Below are 20667 nucleotides of genomic sequence, written 5' to 3' on the forward strand. Positions count from 1 at the left end.
AACAAGCTGAATAAACAGGTATACGGCACCAGAATAAAATAATAGATGAGTCTTTATTAAAAGTGATGGACTTAGCATCTCTAAAACAACATTTTTTGACACCTTGTTTTTGGCAGGCTTTAACATCTTCTGATGTGAGATTTACATCACTCTTCTTCGATTCTGTTCAGTTAGTATTTGTCGCCGTAGTAAAGGGGTTTTACTGCGGAATAAAATATAGCTATGAGGAATAGATTAAATGCCTCGGATAAAAAACGTATTATTAACCAGTCTGGTGCTGGCTGCGCCTTCTCTTTTTAGCCACTCCGCACAGGCGCTGGAATATAAAAATGCGTTCGGTTCAATTAATGCGGGTTATGCTGACTGGAATAGCGGGTTTGTCAATGTTCATCGTGGCGAAGTCTGGAAAGCGACAGCAGATTTCGGTATCAATTTTAAAGAGGCTGAGTTTTATTCATTTTATGAAAGCAATGTCTTAAATCACTCTGTTGCCGGGCGTAACCATACGGTATCAGCCATGACCCATGTCCGCCTGTTTGATTCCAACTATACCTTCTTCGGCAAACTTTATGGTCAGTGGGAAAACACCTGGGGCGATGACCTTGATATGTTTTATGGCCTGGGCTATCTCGGCTGGACAGGTAATTGGGGGTTCTTTAAACCGTATATTGGATTACATAATCAATCTGGCGATTATGTTTCGCAGAAATACGGGCAAACCAGTGGCTGGAACGGTTATGTGCTGGGATGGACTGCGGCCTATAATTTTACGCTTCTTGAGGAGAAATTCGTTCTCTCAAACTGGAATGAAATTGAATTCGATCGCAATAACGCTTACGCGGAACAGCAATATGGTGACTATGGCATTAATGGCGGTCTGACGCTGGCATGGAAATTCTATCCCTGCTGGAAGGCGACGGTCACCTGGCGTTATTTCGAAAATAAATTAGGTTTCGACGGTTTCGGTGACCAGATGATTTATATGGTCGGATATGAATTTTAATAAAAGGCAAAGGAGTTGAAATGAAAAGAACAATCGTTGCCAGTATGATTGGTCTGGCGTTATGTGCCGGAAGCACATTGCAAACCGTGCAGGCGGCGTTGGATAAACGGCCTAATCTGGTCATTATTATGGCTGATGATCTGGGCTATGGTGATTTGGCCACTTATGGACATCAAATCGTAAAAACTCCTAATATCGACAAACTGGCGCAGGACGGGGTGAAATTCACCGACTACTATGCGCCCGCTCCGTTGTGTTCTCCTTCTCGGGCCGGGTTATTAACCGGACGAATGCCATTTCGCACCGGGATCCGCTCCTGGATCCCGGAAGGAAAAAATGTCGCACTGGGCCGTAACGAACTGACGATTGCCAACCTGTTAAAGCAGCAGGGTTATGACACGGCGATGATGGGGAAATTACACCTCAATGCGGGAGGTGAGCGTACCGATCAGCCGCAGGCAAAAGATATGGGCTTTGACTACAGTCTGGTGAATGCGGCGGGGTTCGTGACAGATTCCACGTTAGATAATGCAAAAGAACGACCGCGTAACGGCATGGTGTATCCGACCGGATTTTTGCGTAATGGCAAACCCATTGGTCGAGCGGAAACTTACAGCGGTGAACTGGTCAGTTCAGAAGCGGTTAACTGGCTGGATAACAAAAAAGATGATAATCCGTTTTTCTTGTATGTCGCCTTTACGGAGGTCCACAGCCCGTTGGCTTCTCCGAAAAAATACCTCGATATGTATTCGCAGTATATGAGCGCTTATCAGAAACAGCATCCGGAGGAGTTCTACGGTGACTGGGCGGATAAACCCTGGCGCGGCACGGGAGAATATTACGCGAACATCAGTTACCTGGATGCCCAGGTCGGTAAAGTGCTGGATAAGATAAAAGCAATGGGTGAAGAAGAGAACACCATTGTGATTTTTACCAGCGATAACGGCCCGGTGACGCGTGAGGCGCGTAAAATATATGAACTGAATCTCGCGGGTGAGACGGATGGGTTACGTGGCCGTAAAGATAACCTGTGGGAAGGTGGGATTCGTGTTCCGGCAATCATTAAGTATGGCAATCATCTTCCACAGGGAATGGTCACGGATACACCGGCTTACGGTCTTGACTGGCTGCCGACGCTGGCAAGCATGATGAATTTTAAACTGCCAACCGATCGTACTTATGACGGGCAATCCCTGGCTCCCGTACTGGCGAATAAAACCTTAAAACGCGAAAAACCGATGATCTTTGGTATTGATATGCCTTTACAGGATGATCCGACCGATGAATGGGCGATTCGGGATGGCGACTGGAAAATGATCATCGATCGTGAAAATAAACCCAAGTATCTCTATAACCTGAAAAAGGATCGTTCCGAGACGCTTAATCAGTTGGGTAAACAGCCTGAAATCGAAAAAAGAATGTATGGCGAATTCCTGAAATATAAACAGAACATTGATAATGATTCTTTAATGAAGGCTCGCGGTGATAAACCGACACCGGTTACCTGGAGTTAATGGACGAATAATAAGAACAGTAAGTATGCCACATAGGGCGCTGCCCGCCTGATTCAGTACATCGTGCTGAATCAGGTCCTTTTATTAATGGGTCTGGTGATGCAAAGAAAAAGCTGTCAGGTCATGGTGAAACCAACAGGATCGGTCTGCAATCTGGACTGTAAATACTGTTTTTATCTGGAGAAAGAGAAGCTCTATCCCGATAGAAAAAGTCATTACAGAATGTCAGATGAGATGCTTGAATTATTCGTCAAACAGCATATCGCCGCACAGGATGTGGATGACGTTATTTTTGCGTGGCAGGGAGGAGAGCCTACGCTGATGGGGATTGCGTTTTATCGGCGGGCCGTTGAACTCCAGCAGCGTTATGCGGCCGGAAAAACAATCATTAATACCTTTCAGACGAACGGCATTTTGATCGACGATGCATGGGCGCGTTTTTTCAGGCAACAGGATTTTCTGGTCGGCATCTCTATTGATGGTGATGCTGCATTGCATGATGAATGGCGGGTGACGCGTGCCGGCAAATCGACGCATGCTAACGTTGTCCGGGCGCTTCAATGTCTGGTGCGCCATGATGTTGAATTTAATACGCTCACGGTGGTGAACGGCACGAATATGCACCATCCACTCCTGGTCTATCAGTTTCTGAAAAGTATCGGGAGTCGCTATATGCAGTTTATTCCACTGGTCGAACGAAGGTCTGCCAGTAATAATTCGATGCTGGCGACGCCTGCGGATAAGCAAGCCGCAGTGATGCCATGGTCTGTTGAATCCCTGGTATTTGGCCAGTTTCTTAATGCCATTTTTGATGTCTGGCTCCGTCAGGATATTGGCGATATCGGTATACAGTTATTTGAGCAGACGCTGGCGGCCTGGTGTGGGTTGCCGCCGCAGGTATGCGTATTTTCTCCAACGTGTGGCAGTGCTTTTGCAATGGAAATGAACGGTGATGTCTATAACTGCGATCACTTTGTTTATCCGCAGTACGCGTTGGGAAATATTAAGAACACGACACTGCGTGCGATGAATAACAGTGAGCAAAATATGCGGTTTGGCGATGAGAAGCGTCGAACCATGGCGCAGGAGTGCCATTCCTGTCCGTGGCAGTTTGCCTGTCACGGCGGCTGTCCTAAGCACCGCTTTTTGCCGACCGACTTCGGCTCTTTTGCACAAAACTACCTGTGCGCGGGCTACCAGGCCTTTTTTGCCCACACCGCACCCGCAATGAAATCAATGAAAGCGCTCTATGAAAAAGGTATTTCACCTTCAGAGATAAAATCGTTATTCGCTTGAAGGCGATATTCGCAGGGAGTGAATATGTTTTCACGTATTAATGTCGATGCATGCAAAACGTCAGGCTGTAAAAACCTCGGCGTGTTGAATAGCCCTGACTATTCGGTGCAGGGGAAATATGTCCTGTGTCGTGCGTGTGGATTTTTGTTCCCTCTGATTTCTGAACGTTCACTGAACCTTTTTCGCCAATCGGCTAATCAGCTATGGTCAGGTCTGATTAAAGTTTGCCCGGGCTGTGGAGGGGCCACATTAAAGAAATATGGCTTTTCCGCTCAGGGAGCGCCGCGGCTCTATTGTCTCCAGTGCCATAAAACTTTTATTTCTCCCGTTGGGGATAAAACCGATCCTCGCCAGGAAGCGCTCGCCAGGCTTATTCAAGAAGGACACTCGCTGGCAGATATTCGTACCTCGTTAACGCTCGATAGCACGGGCCTGAACCGGGTATTACAAAAATTATCCCGCCAGTCGAATCAGGTGGAACGTGCGTATATTTTCCAAAAATTGGATTTAATCATGAGTACCTGTGCTTTTCGGGTAAAGTTTAACGGCGGCGACGGCTGTTTGTATGTTCTGGTCACGGCTGAGGAGAACAGTGGCAGGGTGATTGCCGTCACCACGAATTATTCAATGCTGCCTGTAGAAGACGAATACCGGTACACATCTTATTATGAAGAGCGCCTCGCACCCGGCACATTAACGCATCTCGTCCAGCGTAAAGAGCTGATCATCATGCGCCGCAATATCTTATTCGATGTGGACTATGGCCCCGCGTCGCTGCATAAAAACGATCCAGGGATGTTGGTCAAACCGGTTCTGCCTGCTTACCGACATTTTGAGTTAGTGAAAGCGTTGACGGATGAACGTTCCCTCAACGTTCAACACTACATAGAACAGGAATGTTTTATCTTTGGTGGATGCCTGATGGCGAATTTGCAGCATGTTCAGCAAGGCCGTTGCCATATTTCCTTTGTGAGAGAAAGAGGGTGTTCACCGCGGCAAAACGACATCCCATACCGAATGTTTCAGAGTGGCGGTATTCGTAACAATGTCTGGCGCACGTTTTCTAACCGGGATTATGCACTGGCGATATGTAATCTCACCGGTACTAAAAAAACGAGCATGTTGCGCTATGCCACGCTTGCTGGCGCAACGGCGTTCATTCAATACATCAATAATCATCCGTTTCTACCGCAGCTTAATCGTATGTCCCCAGCCAATGTCACCGCCACGCTGGACTACCTCCGCTACACCTTCAATCGTCTGTGCAACGAACAGTACGATCGCTGATTCCGTCATACTTCATGATACAATTTACTCGAAAAAACCGATCGTTTAACCATATATAATCTAATTTTAACGATGAGTTGTGGGGAGTATAATAGTAATTACGAAGTATTCACCTTATAGAGAGAATAAAAAGTGAAACATCTGCATCGTTTCTTCAGCAGTGATGCCTCTGGGGGCATCATTCTTATCATCGCCGCCGCACTGGCCATGCTGATGGCCAACATGGGTGTAACCAGTGGATGGTACCACGCCTTTCTCGAGACGCCTGTCCAACTGCGCGTTGGTGCGCTTGAGATCAATAAAAACATGCTGTTATGGATCAATGACGCCCTGATGGCGGTGTTTTTCCTGTTGATTGGCCTTGAGGTTAAGCGTGAGCTGATGCAGGGCTCACTGGCGAGTTTGCGTCAGGCGGCTTTCCCGGTGATTGCCGCCATCGGCGGAATGATTGTCCCGGCGCTGCTGTACCTGGCCTTTAACTATGCCGATCCGATCACTCGCGAAGGCTGGGCGATCCCGGCCGCCACGGATATTGCGTTTGCGCTGGGCGTTCTGGCGCTGCTCGGCAGTCGGGTGCCGTTGGCGCTGAAAATTTTCCTGATGGCGCTGGCGATCATCGACGATCTCGGCGCGATAGTCATTATTGCTCTGTTTTATACCAACGATCTGTCGATGGTTTCGCTGGGCGTTGCGGCGTTTGCCATAGCATTGCTGGCGATTCTGAATCTGTGCGGCGTCCGGCGCACGGGGGTGTACATCCTCATTGGCGCAATACTGTGGACCGCGGTGCTGAAATCCGGCGTCCATGCGACGCTGGCGGGCGTGATCGTCGGCTTTTTCATTCCATTGAAAGAGAAACACGGGCGTTCCCCGGCAAAGCGTCTGGAACATGTTCTGCATCCGTGGGTGGCGTATCTGATCCTGCCGCTGTTTGCTTTTGCCAATGCGGGCGTTTCATTGCAGGGCGTGACGATGGACGGACTGACGTCCATTCTGCCGCTCGGCATTATTGCGGGCCTGCTGGTAGGTAAGCCGCTGGGGATCAGCCTGTTCTGTTGGTTGGCGCTGCGTCTGAAGCTGGCGCAACTGCCGGAAGGAACCTCATTCCCGCAAATCATGGCGGTCGGCATCCTGTGCGGCATTGGTTTTACGATGTCGATCTTTATCGCCAGCCTGGCCTTTGGCAGCGTGGATCCGGAGCTGATTAACTGGGCGAAGCTGGGGATCCTGATTGGCTCCTTGCTGTCAGCGGTGATTGGCTACAGCTTGCTGCGCGCACGTTTACGCCCGTCAGTCTGATTGGGCGAGTTAGCAGGGGAGCCTCGTTCGGCTCCCCCTTTGTGATATTTATCAGAGAGAGTGTATGTCCCACATTAATTACAACCATCTCTATTACTTTTGGCACGTCTATAAGGAGGGGTCCGTGGTCGGTGCGGCGGAAGCGCTTTATTTAACGCCGCAAACTATCACCGGACAGATTAAAGCGCTTGAGGAACGCCTGCAGGGCAAACTCTTCAAGCGTAAGGGGCGAGGTCTGGAGCCCAGCGAGCTCGGTGAGCTGGTTTTTCGCTATGCGGATAAAATGTTTACTCTCAGCCAGGAGATGCTGGATATCGTGAATTACCGCAAAGAGTCCAATCTGTTATTTGATGTGGGGGTGGCGGATGCGCTGTCGAAGCGATTGGTCAGCAACGTACTGGATGCCGCCGTCGTTGAAGGGGAACAGATCCACCTGCGCTGTTTTGAATCAACCCACGAAATGCTGCTGGAACAGCTCAGCCAGCATAAGCTGGATATGATTATCTCGGATTGCCCGATTGACTCGACGCAACAGGAAGGGCTGTTTTCGGTGAAGATTGGCGAGTGTAGCGTGAGCTTCTGGTGTACCCAGCCGTTACCGGAAAAATCCTTCCCGGCCTGTCTGGAAGAGCGACGTTTGCTGATCCCCGGCCGGCGTTCGATGTTAGGACGCAAGTTGCTGAACTGGATTAATTCCCAGGGGCTGAAGGTCGAGATTCTGGGAGAGTTCGATGACGCCGCATTGATGAAAGCCTTTGGCGCAACGCACAACGCGATTTTCGTGGCCCCGACGCTCTATGCGCATGACTTTTACGCAGACGATTCGGTGGTTGAAATTGGTCGCGTGGAGAATGTGATGGAGGAATACCATGCCATCTTTGCCGAGAGGATGATTCAGCATCCGGCGGTACAGCGTATCTGTAATACGAACTATTCGGCGTTATTTACGCCCCAGAACAAATAGTCCAGACATAAAAAAACCCGCTTGCGCGGGTTTTTTCACAAAGCAACAATCAACAGGCGATTAAGCCAGTTTGTTGATCTGTGCAGTCAGGTTAGCTTTATGACGTGCAGCTTTGTTTTTGTGGATCAGACCTTTAGCAGCCTGACGGTCCACGATTGGTTGCATTTCGTTAAATGCTTTCAGTGCAGTAGCTTTGTCGCCAGCTTCGATAGCTGCGTATACTTTCTTGATGAAAGTACGCATCATAGAGCGACGGCTTGCGTTGTGCTTACGAGCCTTTTCAGACTGAACGGCGCGCTTCTTAGCTGATTTGATATTAGCCAAGGTCCAACTCCCAAATGTGTTCTATATGGACAATTCAAAGGCCGAGGAATATGCCCTTTTAGCCTTCTTTTGTCAATGGATTTGTGCAAATAAGCGCCGTTAATCTAGCGGCACTCGTTACGTAGTGATGGCGCAGGATTCTACCAGCTTGCGGTCTGTGAATACAGCTTTTCAGCGATAAAAATTGAATTGCTTTGTCAGTTTGTGGTCGGTATTTGCCTCAGGGTAATGAAATCCATCTGCTTTCTGTTTCGCCACATCAATCGCCGGTTAACCTTGACCGCCGTACAAGGTATACTTTGGCGATTTTCACTGTTTTGAGCCAGACATGAAGCTGATACGCGGCATACATAATCTCAGTCAGGCCCCACACGGGTGTGTGCTGACTATTGGTAATTTCGACGGCGTGCATCGTGGTCATCGTGCGCTGCTGCAAGGTTTGCAGGAAGAAGGGCGCAGGCGTGGCTTACCGGTGATGGTGATGATTTTTGAGCCGCAGCCGCTCGAACTGTTTGCGACAGACAAAGCCCCTGCGCGGCTGACCCGCCTGCGTGAAAAATTGCGTTATCTCGCGCAATGCGGCGTCGATTACGTGCTGTGCGTGCGCTTTGACCGCCGTTTCGCCGCCCTGACGGCACAGACCTTTATCAGCGAACTGCTGGTGAATCGTCTTGGGGTGCAATTTCTCGCGGTGGGGGATGATTTCCGCTTTGGCGCTGGTCGCGAAGGCGATTTCTTGTTATTACAGAAGGCGGGTGTGGAATATGGTTTCGATATTACCAGCACCCAAACCTTCTGCGAAGGCGGCGTGCGTATCAGCAGTACCGCCGTGCGTCAGGCGCTGGCACAGGACAACCTGGCCCTCGCCGAAAGCCTGTTGGGCCATCCGTTTACCATTTCAGGCCGTGTTGTACACGGTGATGAACTCGGGCGCACCATTGGTTTCCCGACGGCAAACTTACCGCTGCGTCGTCAGGTTTCCCCGGTAAAAGGGGTCTATGCGGTAGAAGTGATGGGGCTTGGCGAGAAGCCATTGCCCGGCGTGGCGAACATCGGGACCCGTCCGACGGTTTCGGGCGTGCGCCAGCAACTGGAAGTGCATCTGCTGGATGTTGCAATGGACCTCTATGGTCGCCATATAGATGTAGTGCTGCGTAAAAAAATACGCAATGAACAGCGATTTGCTTCGCTGGATGAACTCAAAGCGCAGATTGCGCGAGATGAATTAACTGCCCGTGATTTTTTTGGGCTATCAAAACCGGCTTAAAGGCCTGGGTAATCAATACGGAACCGAGAATCTGATGAGTGACTATAAATCAACCCTGAATTTGCCGGAAACAGGGTTCCCGATGCGCGGCGATCTCGCCAAGCGTGAACCGGGAATGCTGGCGCGTTGGACTGATGATGACCTGTACGGCATCATTCGTGCGGCCAAAAAAGGCAAAAAAACCTTCATTCTGCATGATGGCCCTCCTTATGCGAATGGCAGCATTCATATTGGTCACTCGGTTAACAAGATTCTGAAAGACATTATCGTGAAGTCCAAAGGACTCGCGGGATATGACTCGCCTTACGTTCCGGGTTGGGACTGTCACGGTCTACCGATCGAATTGAAAGTGGAGCAGGAATTCGGCAAGCCGGGCGAAAAATTCACCGCGGCGGAGTTCCGTGCGAAGTGCCGTGAGTACGCTGCAACTCAGGTTGATGGGCAACGTAAAGACTTTATCCGTCTGGGCGTGCTCGGCGACTGGTCGCATCCGTATCTGACGATGGACTTCAAAACGGAAGCCAACATCATCCGCGCGTTGGGCAAAATCATCGGTAATGGTCATCTGCATAAAGGCGCGAAACCGGTGCACTGGTGCGTAGACTGCCGTTCTGCGCTGGCAGAAGCGGAAGTGGAATACTACGACAAAACCTCTCCGTCGATCGACGTGGCCTTTGTTGCTGCGGATCAGGACGCGGTGAAGGCAAAATTTGGCGTGGCGAATGTCAACGGGCCAATCTCGTTGGTCATCTGGACCACCACACCGTGGACGCTGCCGGCAAACCGCGCGATTTCCGTGGCGCCGGACTTTGACTACGCGCTGGTACAAATCGACGGTCAGGCGGTGATCCTGGCAAAAGATCTGGTTGAAAGCGTGATGCAGCGCATTGGCGCGACAGGCTATACCGTTCTCGCCACCGTAAAAGGGGCGGAGCTTGAACTGCTGCGCTTTACCCATCCGTTTATGGGCTTCGACGTTCCGGCGATCCTCGGCGATCACGTGACGCTGGATGCCGGTACTGGCGCGGTACATACCGCGCCAGGCCATGGTCCGGATGACTATGTCATCGGCCAGAAATACGGTCTGGAAGTTGCTAACCCGGTAGGTCCGGACGGCGCTTATCTGCCGGGTACTTATCCGACACTGGACGGTGTGAACGTCTTTAAAGCGAACGATATTGTGGTTGCGCTGCTGACCGAAAAAGGCGCGCTGCTGCACGTTGAGAAAATGCAGCACAGCTATCCGTGCTGCTGGCGTCACAAATCACCTATCATCTTCCGTGCAACCCCGCAGTGGTTCATCAGCATGGATCAGAAAGGTCTGCGCGAGCAGTCTCTGAAAGAGATCAAAGGCGTGCAGTGGATCCCGGACTGGGGTCAGGCGCGTATCGAATCGATGGTAGCGAACCGTCCTGACTGGTGTATTTCTCGTCAGCGTACCTGGGGCGTGCCGATGTCTCTGTTCGTTCACAAGGACACTGAAGAGCTGCACCCGCGCGCCATCGAACTGATGGAAGAAGTGGCAAAACGCGTTGAAGTTGACGGTATTCAGGCCTGGTGGGATCTCGACCCGAAAGACATTCTGGGTGACGAAGCCGATCAGTACGTGAAAGTGCCGGATACCCTGGACGTCTGGTTTGACTCTGGTTCAACGCACTCCTCCGTCGTGGATGTCCGCCCGGAGTTCGCCGGTCATGCTGCGGATATGTATCTGGAAGGCTCCGACCAGCATCGTGGTTGGTTCATGTCGTCTCTGATGATCTCCACCGCGATGAAAGGCAAAGCGCCGTATCGCCAGGTACTGACGCACGGTTTTACCGTCGATGGTCAGGGCCGCAAGATGTCCAAGTCTATCGGTAACACCGTTTCGCCGCAGGATGTGATGAACAAACTGGGCGCTGACATTCTGCGTCTGTGGGTGGCATCAACCGACTACACTGGTGAAATGGCGGTATCGGATGAGATCCTCAAACGTGCTGCCGACAGCTATCGTCGTATCCGTAACACCGCGCGCTTCCTGCTGGCGAACCTGAACGGGTTTGATCCGGCTAAAGACATGGTGAAACCGGAAGAGATGGTGGTACTGGACAGATGGGCGGTGGGCTGCGCGAAAGCGGCGCAGGAAGATATTCTGAAAGCGTACGAAGCCTACGATTTCCACGAAGTGGTACAGCGCCTGATGCGTTTCTGCTCCGTCGAAATGGGGTCGTTCTATCTCGACATCATCAAAGACCGTCAGTACACCGCGAAAGCGGAAAGCCGGGCGCGTCGCAGCTGTCAGACCGCGCTGTACCATATCGCGGAAGCGCTGGTACGCTGGATGGCGCCGATCATGTCCTTCACCGCAGATGAAATCTGGGGCTACCTGCCGGGTTCTCGTGAGCAGTATGTCTTCACCGGTGAGTGGTACGAAGGCTTGTTTGGTCTGGCGGACAGCGAAGCGATGAACGATAGCTTCTGGGACGAGCTGCTGAAAGTGCGTGGCGAAGTGAACAAAGTGATCGAACAGGCGCGTGCGGATAAGAAAGTGGGCGGTTCTCTGGAAGCGGCAGTCACCCTGTACGCCGAACCTGAACTGGCTGCGAAGCTGACCGCACTGGGCGATGAATTACGATTTGTCCTGTTGACCTCCGGGGCGAAAGTCGCTGACTATGCCGGGGCTCCTGCAGATGCGCAGCAGAGCGAACTGCTCAAAGGGCTGAAAATCGCCCTGAGTAAAGCCGAAGGTGATAAGTGCCCGCGTTGCTGGCATTACACGACGGATGTCGGCAAGGTAGCGGAACACGCAGAAATTTGCGGACGCTGTGTCAGCAACATCGCCGGTGATGGCGAAAAACGTAAGTTTGCCTGATGAGTAAGCCTCTTTGTTCAACAGGGCTACGCTGGCTGTGGCTGGTGGTAGTCGTGCTGATTATCGATTTGGGCAGCAAGTACCTGATCCTCCAGAATTTTGCTCTGGGGGATACGGTGCCGTTGTTCCCGTCGCTTAATCTGCATTATGCGCGTAACTATGGTGCGGCATTTAGCTTCCTCGCCGATAGCGGCGGCTGGCAGCGCTGGTTCTTTGCCGGTATCGCGATCGGTATCTGTGTCATTCTGGCGGTGATGATGTATCGCTCCAGCGCGACGCAAAAGCTGAATAACATCGCGTATGCGCTAATCATTGGCGGCGCGCTGGGGAACCTGTTCGATCGCCTGTGGCATGGTTTCGTGGTCGATATGATCGATTTCTACGTTGGGGACTGGCATTTTGCTACGTTTAACCTCGCCGATAGTGCGATCTGTATCGGCGCCGCAATGATTGTCCTGGAAGGATTCCTGCCGAAAAAGCAGGCGTAATACAGTGCCGGATGGTGGCGTAATCGCCTTATCCGGCCTATAAAATAGCGCGATCCTTGTAGGCCCGATAAGTGCAAGTGCCATCGGGCTAACTGGTGAGTCACAACAAGTGAGCAACCTGCATGTCTAAATCAGTACAGAGTAACAGTGCGGTGCTGGTGCACTTCACCTTAAAACTCGACGATGGCTCCACCGCAGAGTCAACCCGTAATAACGGCAAGCCCGCGCTTTTTCGCCTGGGGGATGGCTCTCTGTCTGAAGGACTGGAGCAACATCTTCTCGGACTGAAAGACGGCGATAAAACCACTTTTTCCCTGGAGCCGGATGCCGCGTTTGGCATCACGACGCCTGACCTGATTCAGTATTTCTCGCGCCGCGAATTTATGGACGCCGGCGAACCTGAAATCGGGGCTATTATGCTCTTTACCGCAATGGACGGCAGTGAGATGCCTGGTGTGATCCGCGAAATCAACGGTGACTCGATCACCGTCGATTTTAACCATCCGCTGGCCGGGCATACCGTTCATTTTGATATTGAAGTGCTGGAAGTCGATCCGGCACTGGAGGCGTAACATGCAGATCCTGTTGGCCAACCCGCGCGGTTTTTGCGCTGGTGTAGACCGCGCTATCAGCATTGTTGAAAACGCGCTGGCCATCTACGGCGCGCCGATTTACGTTCGTCATGAAGTGGTACATAACCGCTACGTGGTCGACAGCCTGCGCGAACGCGGGGCGATTTTCATCGAGCAGATCAGCGAAGTGCCAGACGGCGCGATCCTGATCTTCTCCGCGCACGGCGTCTCTCAGGCGGTGCGCAACGAAGCGAAAGGCCGTGACCTCACTGTCTTTGATGCGACCTGTCCGCTGGTAACCAAAGTGCATATGGAAGTGGCGCGCGCCAGTCGTCGTGGCGAAGAGTCGATCCTGATTGGTCACGCCGGACACCCTGAAGTGGAAGGCACAATGGGGCAGTACAGCAACCCGGCAGGGGGCATGTACCTGGTGGAATCGCCGGAAGATGTTTTTTCGCTCAAGGTGAAAAACGAAGGCAAGCTCTCCTTTATGACCCAGACCACGCTCTCCGTGGACGATACCTCAGACGTGATTGACGCACTGCGTCAGCGCTTCCCGAAAATCGTCGGACCGCGTAAAGATGACATTTGCTACGCCACTACCAACCGTCAGGAAGCGGTGCGCGCGCTGGCGGAGCAGGCGGATGTTGTGCTGGTGGTGGGCTCAAAAAACTCATCGAACTCCAACCGTCTGGCTGAACTGGCGCAGCGGATGGGGAAAGCGGCATTTCTGATTGACGATGCGACCGACATTCAGGAAGAGTGGGTGAACAATGCCAGCTGCGTTGGCGTGACTGCCGGGGCATCCGCGCCGGATATTCTGGTGCAAAACGTGATTGCCCGCCTGCAGGAACTCGGCGGCGGCGAAGCGGTTCCGCTGGAAGGGCGTGAAGAGAACATCGTTTTCGAAGTGCCGAAAGAGCTGCGTGTGGATGTTCGTGAAGTAGAATGATTTAGTTCACGCTAATCTGTGCGAAGATGCCGGGTCTGATACCCGGTATTTTTTTATGGAGAAATCATGCGTCTGCCCATTATTCTCGACACCGATCCGGGCATTGATGATGCTGCGGCGATTGCTGCTGCGCTGTTTGCCCCTCAGCTCGATCTGCAACTGATGACCACGGTCGCCGGTAATGTTTCCGTGGAAAAGACCACCCGCAACGCCCTGCAACTGCTGCATTTCTGGAATGCCGACATTCCCCTCGCCCAGGGGGCCGCCACGCCGCTGTTACGTCCGCTACGCGATGCCGCCTATGTTCACGGCGAATCCGGCATGGAAGGCTATGATTTTGTCGAGCATGACCGACAACCGCTGGCGAAACCGGCGTTTATCGCCCTTCGTGACGCGCTGATCAGCGCCCCGGAGCCGATCACGCTGGTGGCGATTGGTCCGCTGACGAATATTGCGCTGCTGCTGATGCACTATCCGGAGTGCACCTTCAACATCCGCCGTCTGGTGATCATGGGCGGTTCTGCCGGACGGGGAAATTTCACCCCTAACGCTGAATTCAATATCGCCGTCGATCCGGAAGCCGCAGCGCGCGTATTCGAAAGTGGCATTGAGATTGTGATGTGTGGGCTGGATGTCACAAACCAGGCGATGTTGACGCCGGATTATCTGGCCTCGCTGCCCACCCTCAATCGCACTGGAAAGATGTTACATGCCTTGTTCAGCCACTATCGCAGCGGGACAATGCGCACCGGCGTGCGAATGCACGATCTCTGCGCGATTGCCTGGCTGGTGCGTCCGGATCTGTTTACCGTCAAGCCGTGCTTTGTCGCGGTTGAAACCCGGGGGGATTATACCGCCGGGACGACCGTGGTGGATATTGAAGGGCGGATGAACAGACCAGCAAACGTGCAGGTCGCTCTGGAAATTAATGTTGCAGGGTTCCAGCAGTGGGTGGCAGAAGTTCTGGCACTGGCACCGTAAGGAGTGTGATGCGCACCGCACTCTGTGGACGGAACTGGTAGGTTAATCGATTAATCTGCTAATCTGATTCTGTTGTTCTCCTCGGGCCGGAGACACATATGAATCTTACTTTTATCCAGCCACCGCAGGTGGAATGGGCGAGCGGCGCGTTGGCAAAAGGGCCGCTGTTACGTAAATCAACCCGCATTCAGGATCTCATTGAGGTTTTTGCCGATGAGCCTGCCCGGCAACAGTTGGCGGGCGAACACGTGGTGTATGACGTTGAGATGCTGGCGACTTCTTCGGCGGAAGGCGAACTCTATACGGGCGTGACGCATCTTTATCCCGGACATGTCGGCGGTGAATACTTTATGACCCGCGGGCATTTCCATGCGCGCCGTGAACAGGGCGAAGTCTATTTTGGCCTGCGCGGAAAGGGACTTTTGCTGCTGCAAAATGAGCACGGGCAGGCGCGACTGGAAAACGTTTTCGCCGGATCCATTCATATCATCCCAGGTTTTACCGCACACCGCTTAATCAACACCGGAAATGAGGTGCTCTCCGCGCTTGCAGTCTGGCCTGCTATCGCCGGACATGATTATGCGGCGCTGGCGAAGGGGTTCACCCTCAGGGTCTTTGAGGAAAATCAGCAGATTCAAGTAAGGGAGGTGCAGAATGGTTGACTCTGCCTCTCTTTATGGTCTGGATATGACCGTGCATCGTCATCCGCTTGGGTTCAGTTATGGGGATGACGTGACCGGGCCTATGCCGGAAATTTGCCGACTCGATCAGATTCGTGCTTCGCTGCGTGATCCGCAGTGTGAGGGACCGGAAGAGGTATACGCTATCGCGATGGACGTGGCGCGTCTGCAGGATCGCGAGGAGCTAAAAAAACGCATGCTGTTGTTCGGTGTGGTGACCTATGCCGCGGGTCGGTTGGGTGAAGAACCGATTCGTAGTCAGGGACATGTGCATCGTGTGAGTCAGCACAGCGGGTGGTCTCCGCCAGAGTTGTATGAGATCTGGCAGGGGAAAGCGATCATCTACATGCAGGAATATGTTGGGGACGATCCTGGTCGCTGCTTTGCGGTGATCGCAGGACCCGGTGAAAAAGTGCTGGTGCCGCCCGGTTGGGGACATGCGACGATATCCGCCGATCCGAATGAGCCGTTAACCTTTGGCGCGTGGTGCGATCGGGAATATGGTTTTGAATATGAGGCTGTGCGGGCGCATAAAGGGCTGGCGTGGTATCCGTTATTACAGGGTGACCACGTCATCTGGCAGCACAACCCGCGCTATATTGCCGGGCGATTGCAGGCCGTCACGCCTCGTCAGTATACGGAGTTTTCACTGACTTCAGCGCCAATCTATCAGCAATTTATATCCGACCCGGGGCGCTTTCAGTTTATCTCTCGCCCGGATAAATGCGCAGGGCTGTGGCAGAACTTCCATCCATGAAAAACCGGGGCATTGCCCCGGTAGTTCCGTCTTTTCGCGATTAACCTGCAAACAGACCTGTTGCGACGCCAAGCGCGGCCAGTATCAGCAGTAAAACCATCGCTTTTACCGGTGAGACACCGCGTTTTGCCATCAGATACCAGGTACCGAGAACGACGACCAGCGGCAGCAATTGCGGGAAAATGCCATCCAGCATCTGCTGAACATGGATATTCACACCATCTTTGGTAATAAACTCCATCCCGGTTCCAAGCTTCACGTAGCTGGCTGCGACGCCCCCCATAACGAAAACGCCTAACAGCGATAAGGCTTCGCGCAGACGAGTGGACTTGCTGCTCACCAGTATTTCTACCGAGCCGGAGCCCATTTTGTAGCCTTTCAGAAACAAGAACCATGAGCCGGGAATGATGATCGCAAGCCAGGCAACGGTATAAAACAAGGGACCGAGGATATTGCCGCCTGCCGCCAGCGCCATGCCGATACTGAGCAGGATGGGGATCAACATCCCAGGGATCATGGAATCACCGATCCCGGCAATGGGACCCATTAAACCCACCTTAAGGGTGTTGATCGTCTCTCCGTCGATCGGCTCTCCGTTCGCTTTTTTCTCTTCCAGCCCCAGCGCCATTCCATTCACAATGGCGCCAATCTGGGGTTCGGTGTTGTAGAACGAGGCGTGTCGACGCAACATTTCGGTTCGTTGTGCGGCATCGGGATAGAGCTTTTTCGCCACCGGCAACATGCTCAGACAAAATCCAAAAGATTCCAGACGTTCAAAACTCATCGACGATAAGTTATGCATCATCCAGGCCCGCCAGCAGCGGCGAAGATCTTTACGGGTCAGCGTACGTTCTTCCATCAGAATTCATCCTCATCATCGCGGGTAACCGACGTCGCGTTTGCAGCCTGCGGCGGTTCCGGCTTGTAGTTATAGTGGATCAGCGCCAACAGTGAACCGACGATCACCAGCGCGACCATGTTGAGTTTTAAAAAGACGATGCAGACGAAACCGACGAGGAAGTAGATCAACATGGTGTAATTTTTGATGATCTGCTTGAGCAGAATTGCAATCCCGACGGCGGGCAGAATGCCGCCCAGTACGTTCATTGTCGACAACACCATCTTCGGCAGGTTGTCCATAAAACCGCTGATGTACTGTGCGCCAAAGTAAACCGCAATAAAGGTGGGCACAAAACGCAGGACAAAGTTTGTCACCTGAGGCCAGATGGCGCTGTTCAGGTAAATTCCCCGCTCATCGCCCCGATCCAGTGCCGCATCGGCACGATGGTTCCAGAAAGAGTTCAGTACCATCATCGCATTAAATAAGATGGTCCCGGCAATCCCGATGGTAGCGGCTAAGGCGACCGCGACCTCCGGGCCTTTGCCTGAGAGGATCCCCAATGCAATGGCCGGGTAAGCCACAAAGTTGAGATCGGCAGGCATTGAGCCGCCGGGCGTGACCATCGCGATATATACTGCCTGAACCGCAACGCCAATCATGATCCCGGTTTTCATGTCACCGAGAATAATCCCGACCAACGTGCCGGAAATCAGCGGTCGAGTGATTAAATACCAGCCGCCCGTCAGTCCCAACAGCCAGGGGCTGCTGAGGGCGCCGAGATAACACAGAATGCCAATCAACATCGCTTCGATAATCATCATCCGCTCCTTATTTCAGCTTCTGGCGCGCATCCTGCCAGCTGTAGCAACTGGCATCCGGCACCAGCCGGAATTCAACCTGATGCCCGCGCTGCGTCAGCCAGTCAAAGGCGGCGATCTCCTGTGCATTGACTGATTGATTAGGGCCAATTGTCGTGGTGTCGGCGCGCGCACTCATTGGACCGACGTTAATTTTGCCGTTGGCGTTGTGCAGACTGATACCCGCTTCTTCGATGCGCATCAGCGTGACTGGCGATTTGCCAATCACGAAATAACGTTTCTCACTGGCGATGACTTTGGGCAGTTTCTCAATCGCGGTGGCGGTATCAAACAACCAGACTTTGGTGTCCTGCACGGCGCCTTTCATCACCGAGGAGAGCAGGGGATCGGCCGCGACGGCATCGTCAATGGCGACAATGCCATCGCAGGGCAGCTCTTTGGCCCAACGTGTGACGAGCTGCCCATGAATAACGCGGTCATCGATACGGACAAAAGAAATACTCATAGCGGTTTCCTTTAAAAATCATCTGACTGCACGGAAAAAACCGGGGCAGCCTTCGTCAACGTGGGGGCAGTTAACGCCAGCAGGGTATCGGCTGCGGCATGGACATCCATGAATGGAAGCACTTCCTCGCTTAACAGCAGCATCGGCAGATTCACTCCTGCCACAACGGCGACGGGAGGCAACGTTTGTGGTGAAAAAGCATGCTGGCAGGCGACGTTCCACGGCGTGCCACTTTGCATGTCGCAGAGCACCAGTATTCCGTCAGCGTGTTGTCCCGCCTGTGCCAGCACTTCGCCAAAGCGCGTTTTAAACCCTTCGATACCGGCCTGTTCGCTTAGTGTCACGGCGTAAACATGCGGTAATTCGCCGTAAACCATGCGTCCGCTGGTAAGAAGCGCTTCCGCCAGAGGACCGTGACTGGCAACAATAATGTGGATCATCGGCTTATCCTCTTACCCAGGCTTTGATCGTCGCCAGAGGCTGGTCAACGCTGTCGCCTGAAGGTGAAATTCGGTATTCCCCAACGGCTGCCGGGATGATAAAGGTCTCTGCATAGTGAACGATGAAGGGAGCAAATGCGCCGCTCGGACTATCGACCACGGCTTGCGCACCTTCGACCAGGTTCAGAACGTTCACACCACCCTGAGTATGGTGTGTCACTGGGGCAGTAAACCAGTGACGGCGGGTTTCGATAAACTCACGTTCGTGCATCCCGGTTCTTTCTTCCCGCCAGCCGTCCCCTTCAGCGATGGGCTCAATACGGTTGATCAGATTGTCTTGAACCCATTGTGTATCGCGCTGCCAGTCAATGACTTGTTGACCGTGGTCAAGATGGACAGGACGCGGCAATCCGTCCAGACCCAGACGCCCCCAGTCCCACAGTTTGAAGGTGAAAATATACGGCGTGGCACTGATCTCCAGGACCATTGTCCCGGCGCCTGAGCAATGGACGGTTCCGGCAGGGATGAGAAAATGATCGTGCTTACGGGCAGGGAATTGATTGACAAACCGCTCGTCATCAAAGGCTTTCTCGCCTCGTCCCGCCGCGCGTAAATCGTCCAGCATCTCGCCTGGTACGATCCCGGTTTTTGTGCCCAGGTAGACCACCGCATCTGGCTCTGCTTCAAGGATGTAGTAACTCTCATCCTGGGTATAGTGCATACCAAATTGCTGTTGGATGTATTCAGTAACCGGATGAACCTGGAAGCTCAGGTTCTGACCGCCAATGGTATCGAGAAAGTCAAAACGAATCGGAAATTCCGCGCCAAAACGAGCATGAACTTTCTCGCCAAGCAGGGCGCGGGGATACGTCAGCACCAGGTCCTGAGAGGGGATCTCGATCCGCACATGACCAAAACGCAGTAACAGGCTGTTTTCCTCGGGCACGCAATCAAAACACCACGCGTAGTTGGGCGCTGAGGGATCGAGATCGAATTGTTGTTTCATCCACTGCCCGCCCCAGACGCCAGGGTCAAAGAAGGGGGCGACGCGAAACGGTTGCGTGGTGGTTTGTTGCAACCCGGCGCGTAGCGCTTCGCCGCTGACCATTGCGGGTGCGCCTGCGACCGTCGTATCCAGCAAATAATCAGCGCGTTTGAGCAGCGGCGTTTTGTGCCGGTCAAAGACCCGCCATTCAATAAAAAAGGCGCGTTTATAGCGACGAAGAATATCTTCATTCTGGTTTTTTGCGCCCCAGTTACCGAGACCGTCATGACGCATACGCTGTTGAATTTCCCAGCGCGGCAGATCGGCATACACCAACACATCGCCGGGATGCGCCAGCGCCGCGCCTGGCCCATATACCACCACGAGACCTTCGGGGATGGCTTCAATCTGTTGACGCATCCGGTTGAGCTTGTCGGGATCAAAAAACTCATCAAGATGGTGACAGGAGAGAACGCCAAAGACGCGGTCATCGGTCAGATTACGCGCCAACAATTCATGCAGCGCCTGCTCATCACGTCGCGCGGATTCAACATTAATCACTACGGTGGCGTTTAGCGCGGCGAAGAGGTGTTGCTCCAGCTCATCCAGTCGCACGCCCGGATAACAATCGATAATCAGTACGGTTTTAGGCGATTCAGAAACCCGGCTGCGAAGTACCGAATGGACCGACGCCCAGCCTTGCCAGGCCTCGTCGTCATAGCCCTGCACATAAACCTCAGGGAATTTATTATAGGTTGTACGCATTTTCTCTCTCCGTGTTGGCTAATTAAAGATTAATCGATTAACCTTATTTTCATAGGGTGGTTAACGCGATTAACCCGC

The 20667-nt window shown here is 52.8% G+C and carries 20 protein-coding genes and 1 pseudogene; 15 read left to right on the plus strand and 6 right to left on the minus strand.

The features are described from left to right. Positions 1-238 precede the first annotated feature (238 nt). From HVX64_RS04755 to nhaR, 6 genes are all read left to right on the plus strand, one after another. On the plus strand, positions 239-1003 hold the full coding sequence (locus HVX64_RS04755; RefSeq protein WP_181825304.1) for an outer membrane protein OmpK: 765 nt from the start codon (positions 239-241) through the stop codon (positions 1001-1003). 20 nt (positions 1004-1023) lie between these two features. Next, positions 1024-2517 carry a sulfatase-like hydrolase/transferase gene (locus tag HVX64_RS04760; RefSeq protein ID WP_044255612.1) on the plus strand — a complete coding sequence of 498 codons (1494 nt, stop codon included), beginning with the start codon at positions 1024-1026 and terminating at the stop codon, positions 2515-2517. A 96-nt stretch (positions 2518-2613) separates the two neighbouring features. Then, on the plus strand, positions 2614-3813 hold the full coding sequence (locus HVX64_RS04765) for an anaerobic sulfatase maturase (RefSeq protein ID WP_082010059.1): 1200 nt from the start codon (positions 2614-2616) through the stop codon (positions 3811-3813). 24 nt (positions 3814-3837) lie between these two features. Further along, on the plus strand, positions 3838-5100 hold the full coding sequence (locus HVX64_RS04770) for a cytoplasmic protein (RefSeq protein WP_181825305.1): 1263 nt from the start codon (positions 3838-3840) through the stop codon (positions 5098-5100). A 132-nt stretch (positions 5101-5232) separates the two neighbouring features. Next, the gene (gene nhaA, locus HVX64_RS04775) at positions 5233-6399 is read left to right on the plus strand and encodes a Na+/H+ antiporter NhaA (RefSeq protein WP_042998005.1); all 1167 of its coding nucleotides are present in this window, start codon (positions 5233-5235) and stop codon (positions 6397-6399) included. Between the two features lie 64 nt (positions 6400-6463). Continuing rightward, the gene (nhaR, locus tag HVX64_RS04780) at positions 6464-7363 is read left to right on the plus strand and encodes a transcriptional activator NhaR (RefSeq protein ID WP_042998004.1); all 900 of its coding nucleotides are present in this window, start codon (positions 6464-6466) and stop codon (positions 7361-7363) included. A gap of 60 nt (positions 7364-7423) precedes the next feature. Here the strand turns inward: nhaR and rpsT are convergent, their stop codons facing one another. Beyond that, the gene (gene rpsT, locus HVX64_RS04785) at positions 7424-7687 is read right to left on the minus strand and encodes a 30S ribosomal protein S20 (RefSeq protein ID WP_003018940.1); all 264 of its coding nucleotides are present in this window, start codon (positions 7685-7687) and stop codon (positions 7424-7426) included. Between the two features lie 102 nt (positions 7688-7789). On the opposite strand from rpsT, the pseudogene HVX64_RS24085 reads away from it, so the two are divergent. The 9 genes and pseudogenes from HVX64_RS24085 to HVX64_RS04825 all read left to right on the plus strand — a co-directional run bounded on the left by HVX64_RS24085 (position 7790) and on the right by HVX64_RS04825 (position 16235). Next, positions 7790-8008, plus strand: a pseudogene (locus tag HVX64_RS24085) (DUF2575 domain-containing protein). 7 nt (positions 8009-8015) lie between these two features. Beyond that, positions 8016-8954 (plus strand): bifunctional riboflavin kinase/FAD synthetase, encoded by a 939-nt coding sequence (gene ribF, locus HVX64_RS04790; protein ID WP_042998003.1) that lies wholly within the window; start codon positions 8016-8018, stop codon positions 8952-8954. 34 nt (positions 8955-8988) lie between these two features. Beyond that, positions 8989-11805: an isoleucine--tRNA ligase gene (ileS, locus tag HVX64_RS04795; RefSeq protein ID WP_044256032.1), complete on the plus strand. Its 2817-nt coding sequence runs from the start codon at positions 8989-8991 to the stop codon at positions 11803-11805. After that, entirely contained in the window at positions 11805-12293 is a 489-nt protein-coding gene (gene lspA, locus HVX64_RS04800) for a signal peptidase II (protein ID WP_042998002.1), read from the plus strand. Before ileS ends, lspA begins: the two co-directional genes overlap by 1 nt. Before the next feature lie 122 nt (positions 12294-12415). After that, positions 12416-12865 (plus strand): FKBP-type peptidyl-prolyl cis-trans isomerase, encoded by a 450-nt coding sequence (gene fkpB / locus HVX64_RS04805; RefSeq protein WP_042998001.1) that lies wholly within the window; start codon positions 12416-12418, stop codon positions 12863-12865. Position 12866: 1 nt separating this feature from the next. Next, positions 12867-13817, plus strand: a complete 951-nt coding sequence (gene ispH / locus HVX64_RS04810; protein ID WP_044255605.1) for a 4-hydroxy-3-methylbut-2-enyl diphosphate reductase — start codon at positions 12867-12869, stop codon at positions 13815-13817. Positions 13818-13883: 66 nt separating this feature from the next. Continuing rightward, on the plus strand, positions 13884-14798 hold the full coding sequence (gene rihC, locus HVX64_RS04815; protein ID WP_042997999.1) for a ribonucleoside hydrolase RihC: 915 nt from the start codon (positions 13884-13886) through the stop codon (positions 14796-14798). A 98-nt stretch (positions 14799-14896) separates the two neighbouring features. Continuing rightward, on the plus strand, positions 14897-15460 hold the full coding sequence (locus tag HVX64_RS04820) for a glucose-6-phosphate isomerase family protein (protein WP_042997998.1): 564 nt from the start codon (positions 14897-14899) through the stop codon (positions 15458-15460). Beyond that, positions 15453-16235, plus strand: coding sequence for a glucose-6-phosphate isomerase family protein (locus HVX64_RS04825; protein ID WP_181825306.1), 783 nt, complete (start codon positions 15453-15455; stop codon positions 16233-16235). The genes HVX64_RS04820 and HVX64_RS04825 overlap by 8 nt, the downstream gene beginning before the upstream one ends. A 40-nt stretch (positions 16236-16275) precedes the next feature. On the opposite strand, the gene HVX64_RS04830 is transcribed toward HVX64_RS04825, so the two are convergent. Genes HVX64_RS04830 through HVX64_RS04850 form a run of 5 tightly spaced genes read right to left on the minus strand, consistent with a single transcriptional unit; the run spans position 16276 to position 20589 of the window. Further along, a complete protein-coding gene (locus tag HVX64_RS04830; protein ID WP_042997996.1) occupies positions 16276-17094 on the minus strand; it encodes a PTS system mannose/fructose/sorbose family transporter subunit IID in 819 nt (272 codons plus the stop codon). Further along, positions 17094-17894, minus strand: coding sequence for a PTS sugar transporter subunit IIC (locus HVX64_RS04835; RefSeq protein ID WP_044255602.1), 801 nt, complete (start codon positions 17892-17894; stop codon positions 17094-17096). Before HVX64_RS04835 ends, HVX64_RS04830 begins: the two co-directional genes overlap by 1 nt. A 10-nt stretch (positions 17895-17904) precedes the next feature. Continuing rightward, positions 17905-18399: a PTS sugar transporter subunit IIB gene (locus tag HVX64_RS04840; protein ID WP_042997994.1), complete on the minus strand. Its 495-nt coding sequence runs from the start codon at positions 18397-18399 to the stop codon at positions 17905-17907. Between the two features lie 11 nt (positions 18400-18410). Next, positions 18411-18839 (minus strand): PTS fructose transporter subunit IIA, encoded by a 429-nt coding sequence (locus tag HVX64_RS04845; protein WP_044255599.1) that lies wholly within the window; start codon positions 18837-18839, stop codon positions 18411-18413. A gap of 4 nt (positions 18840-18843) precedes the next feature. Then, positions 18844-20589 carry a class I mannose-6-phosphate isomerase gene (locus tag HVX64_RS04850; protein ID WP_044255596.1) on the minus strand — a complete coding sequence of 582 codons (1746 nt, stop codon included), beginning with the start codon at positions 20587-20589 and terminating at the stop codon, positions 18844-18846. Positions 20590-20667 lie beyond the last annotated feature (78 nt).

It is taken from the genome of Citrobacter sp. RHB20-C16 (assembly GCF_013890155.1).
GTDB lineage: Bacteria > Pseudomonadota > Gammaproteobacteria > Enterobacterales > Enterobacteriaceae > Citrobacter_A > Citrobacter_A amalonaticus.

Bases quoted from the DNA above. Each gene is read 5' to 3' on its own strand.
- HVX64_RS04820 (WP_042997998.1), top strand. From the start codon at position 14,897: ATGAATCTTACTTTTATCCAGCCACCGCAGGTGGAATGGGCGAGCGGC.
- ribF (WP_042998003.1), top strand. From the start codon at position 8,016: ATGAAGCTGATACGCGGCATACATAATCTCAGTCAGGCCCCACACGGG.
- lspA (WP_042998002.1), top strand. From the start codon at position 11,805: ATGAGTAAGCCTCTTTGTTCAACAGGGCTACGCTGGCTGTGGCTGGTG.
- HVX64_RS04760 (WP_044255612.1), top strand. From the start codon at position 1,024: ATGAAAAGAACAATCGTTGCCAGTATGATTGGTCTGGCGTTATGTGCC.
- fkpB (WP_042998001.1), top strand. From the start codon at position 12,416: ATGTCTAAATCAGTACAGAGTAACAGTGCGGTGCTGGTGCACTTCACC.
- HVX64_RS04825 (WP_181825306.1), top strand. From the start codon at position 15,453: ATGGTTGACTCTGCCTCTCTTTATGGTCTGGATATGACCGTGCATCGT.
- HVX64_RS04770 (WP_181825305.1), top strand. From the start codon at position 3,838: ATGTTTTCACGTATTAATGTCGATGCATGCAAAACGTCAGGCTGTAAA.
- ispH (WP_044255605.1), top strand. From the start codon at position 12,867: ATGCAGATCCTGTTGGCCAACCCGCGCGGTTTTTGCGCTGGTGTAGAC.
- HVX64_RS04830 (WP_042997996.1), bottom strand. From the start codon at position 17,094: ATGGAAGAACGTACGCTGACCCGTAAAGATCTTCGCCGCTGCTGGCGG.
- HVX64_RS04845 (WP_044255599.1), bottom strand. From the start codon at position 18,839: ATGATCCACATTATTGTTGCCAGTCACGGTCCTCTGGCGGAAGCGCTT.
- HVX64_RS04850 (WP_044255596.1), bottom strand. From the start codon at position 20,589: ATGCGTACAACCTATAATAAATTCCCTGAGGTTTATGTGCAGGGCTAT.
- ileS (WP_044256032.1), top strand. From the start codon at position 8,989: ATGAGTGACTATAAATCAACCCTGAATTTGCCGGAAACAGGGTTCCCG.
- HVX64_RS04840 (WP_042997994.1), bottom strand. From the start codon at position 18,399: ATGAGTATTTCTTTTGTCCGTATCGATGACCGCGTTATTCATGGGCAG.
- HVX64_RS04835 (WP_044255602.1), bottom strand. From the start codon at position 17,894: ATGATTATCGAAGCGATGTTGATTGGCATTCTGTGTTATCTCGGCGCC.
- HVX64_RS04755 (WP_181825304.1), top strand. From the start codon at position 239: ATGCCTCGGATAAAAAACGTATTATTAACCAGTCTGGTGCTGGCTGCG.
- nhaR (WP_042998004.1), top strand. From the start codon at position 6,464: ATGTCCCACATTAATTACAACCATCTCTATTACTTTTGGCACGTCTAT.
- rihC (WP_042997999.1), top strand. From the start codon at position 13,884: ATGCGTCTGCCCATTATTCTCGACACCGATCCGGGCATTGATGATGCT.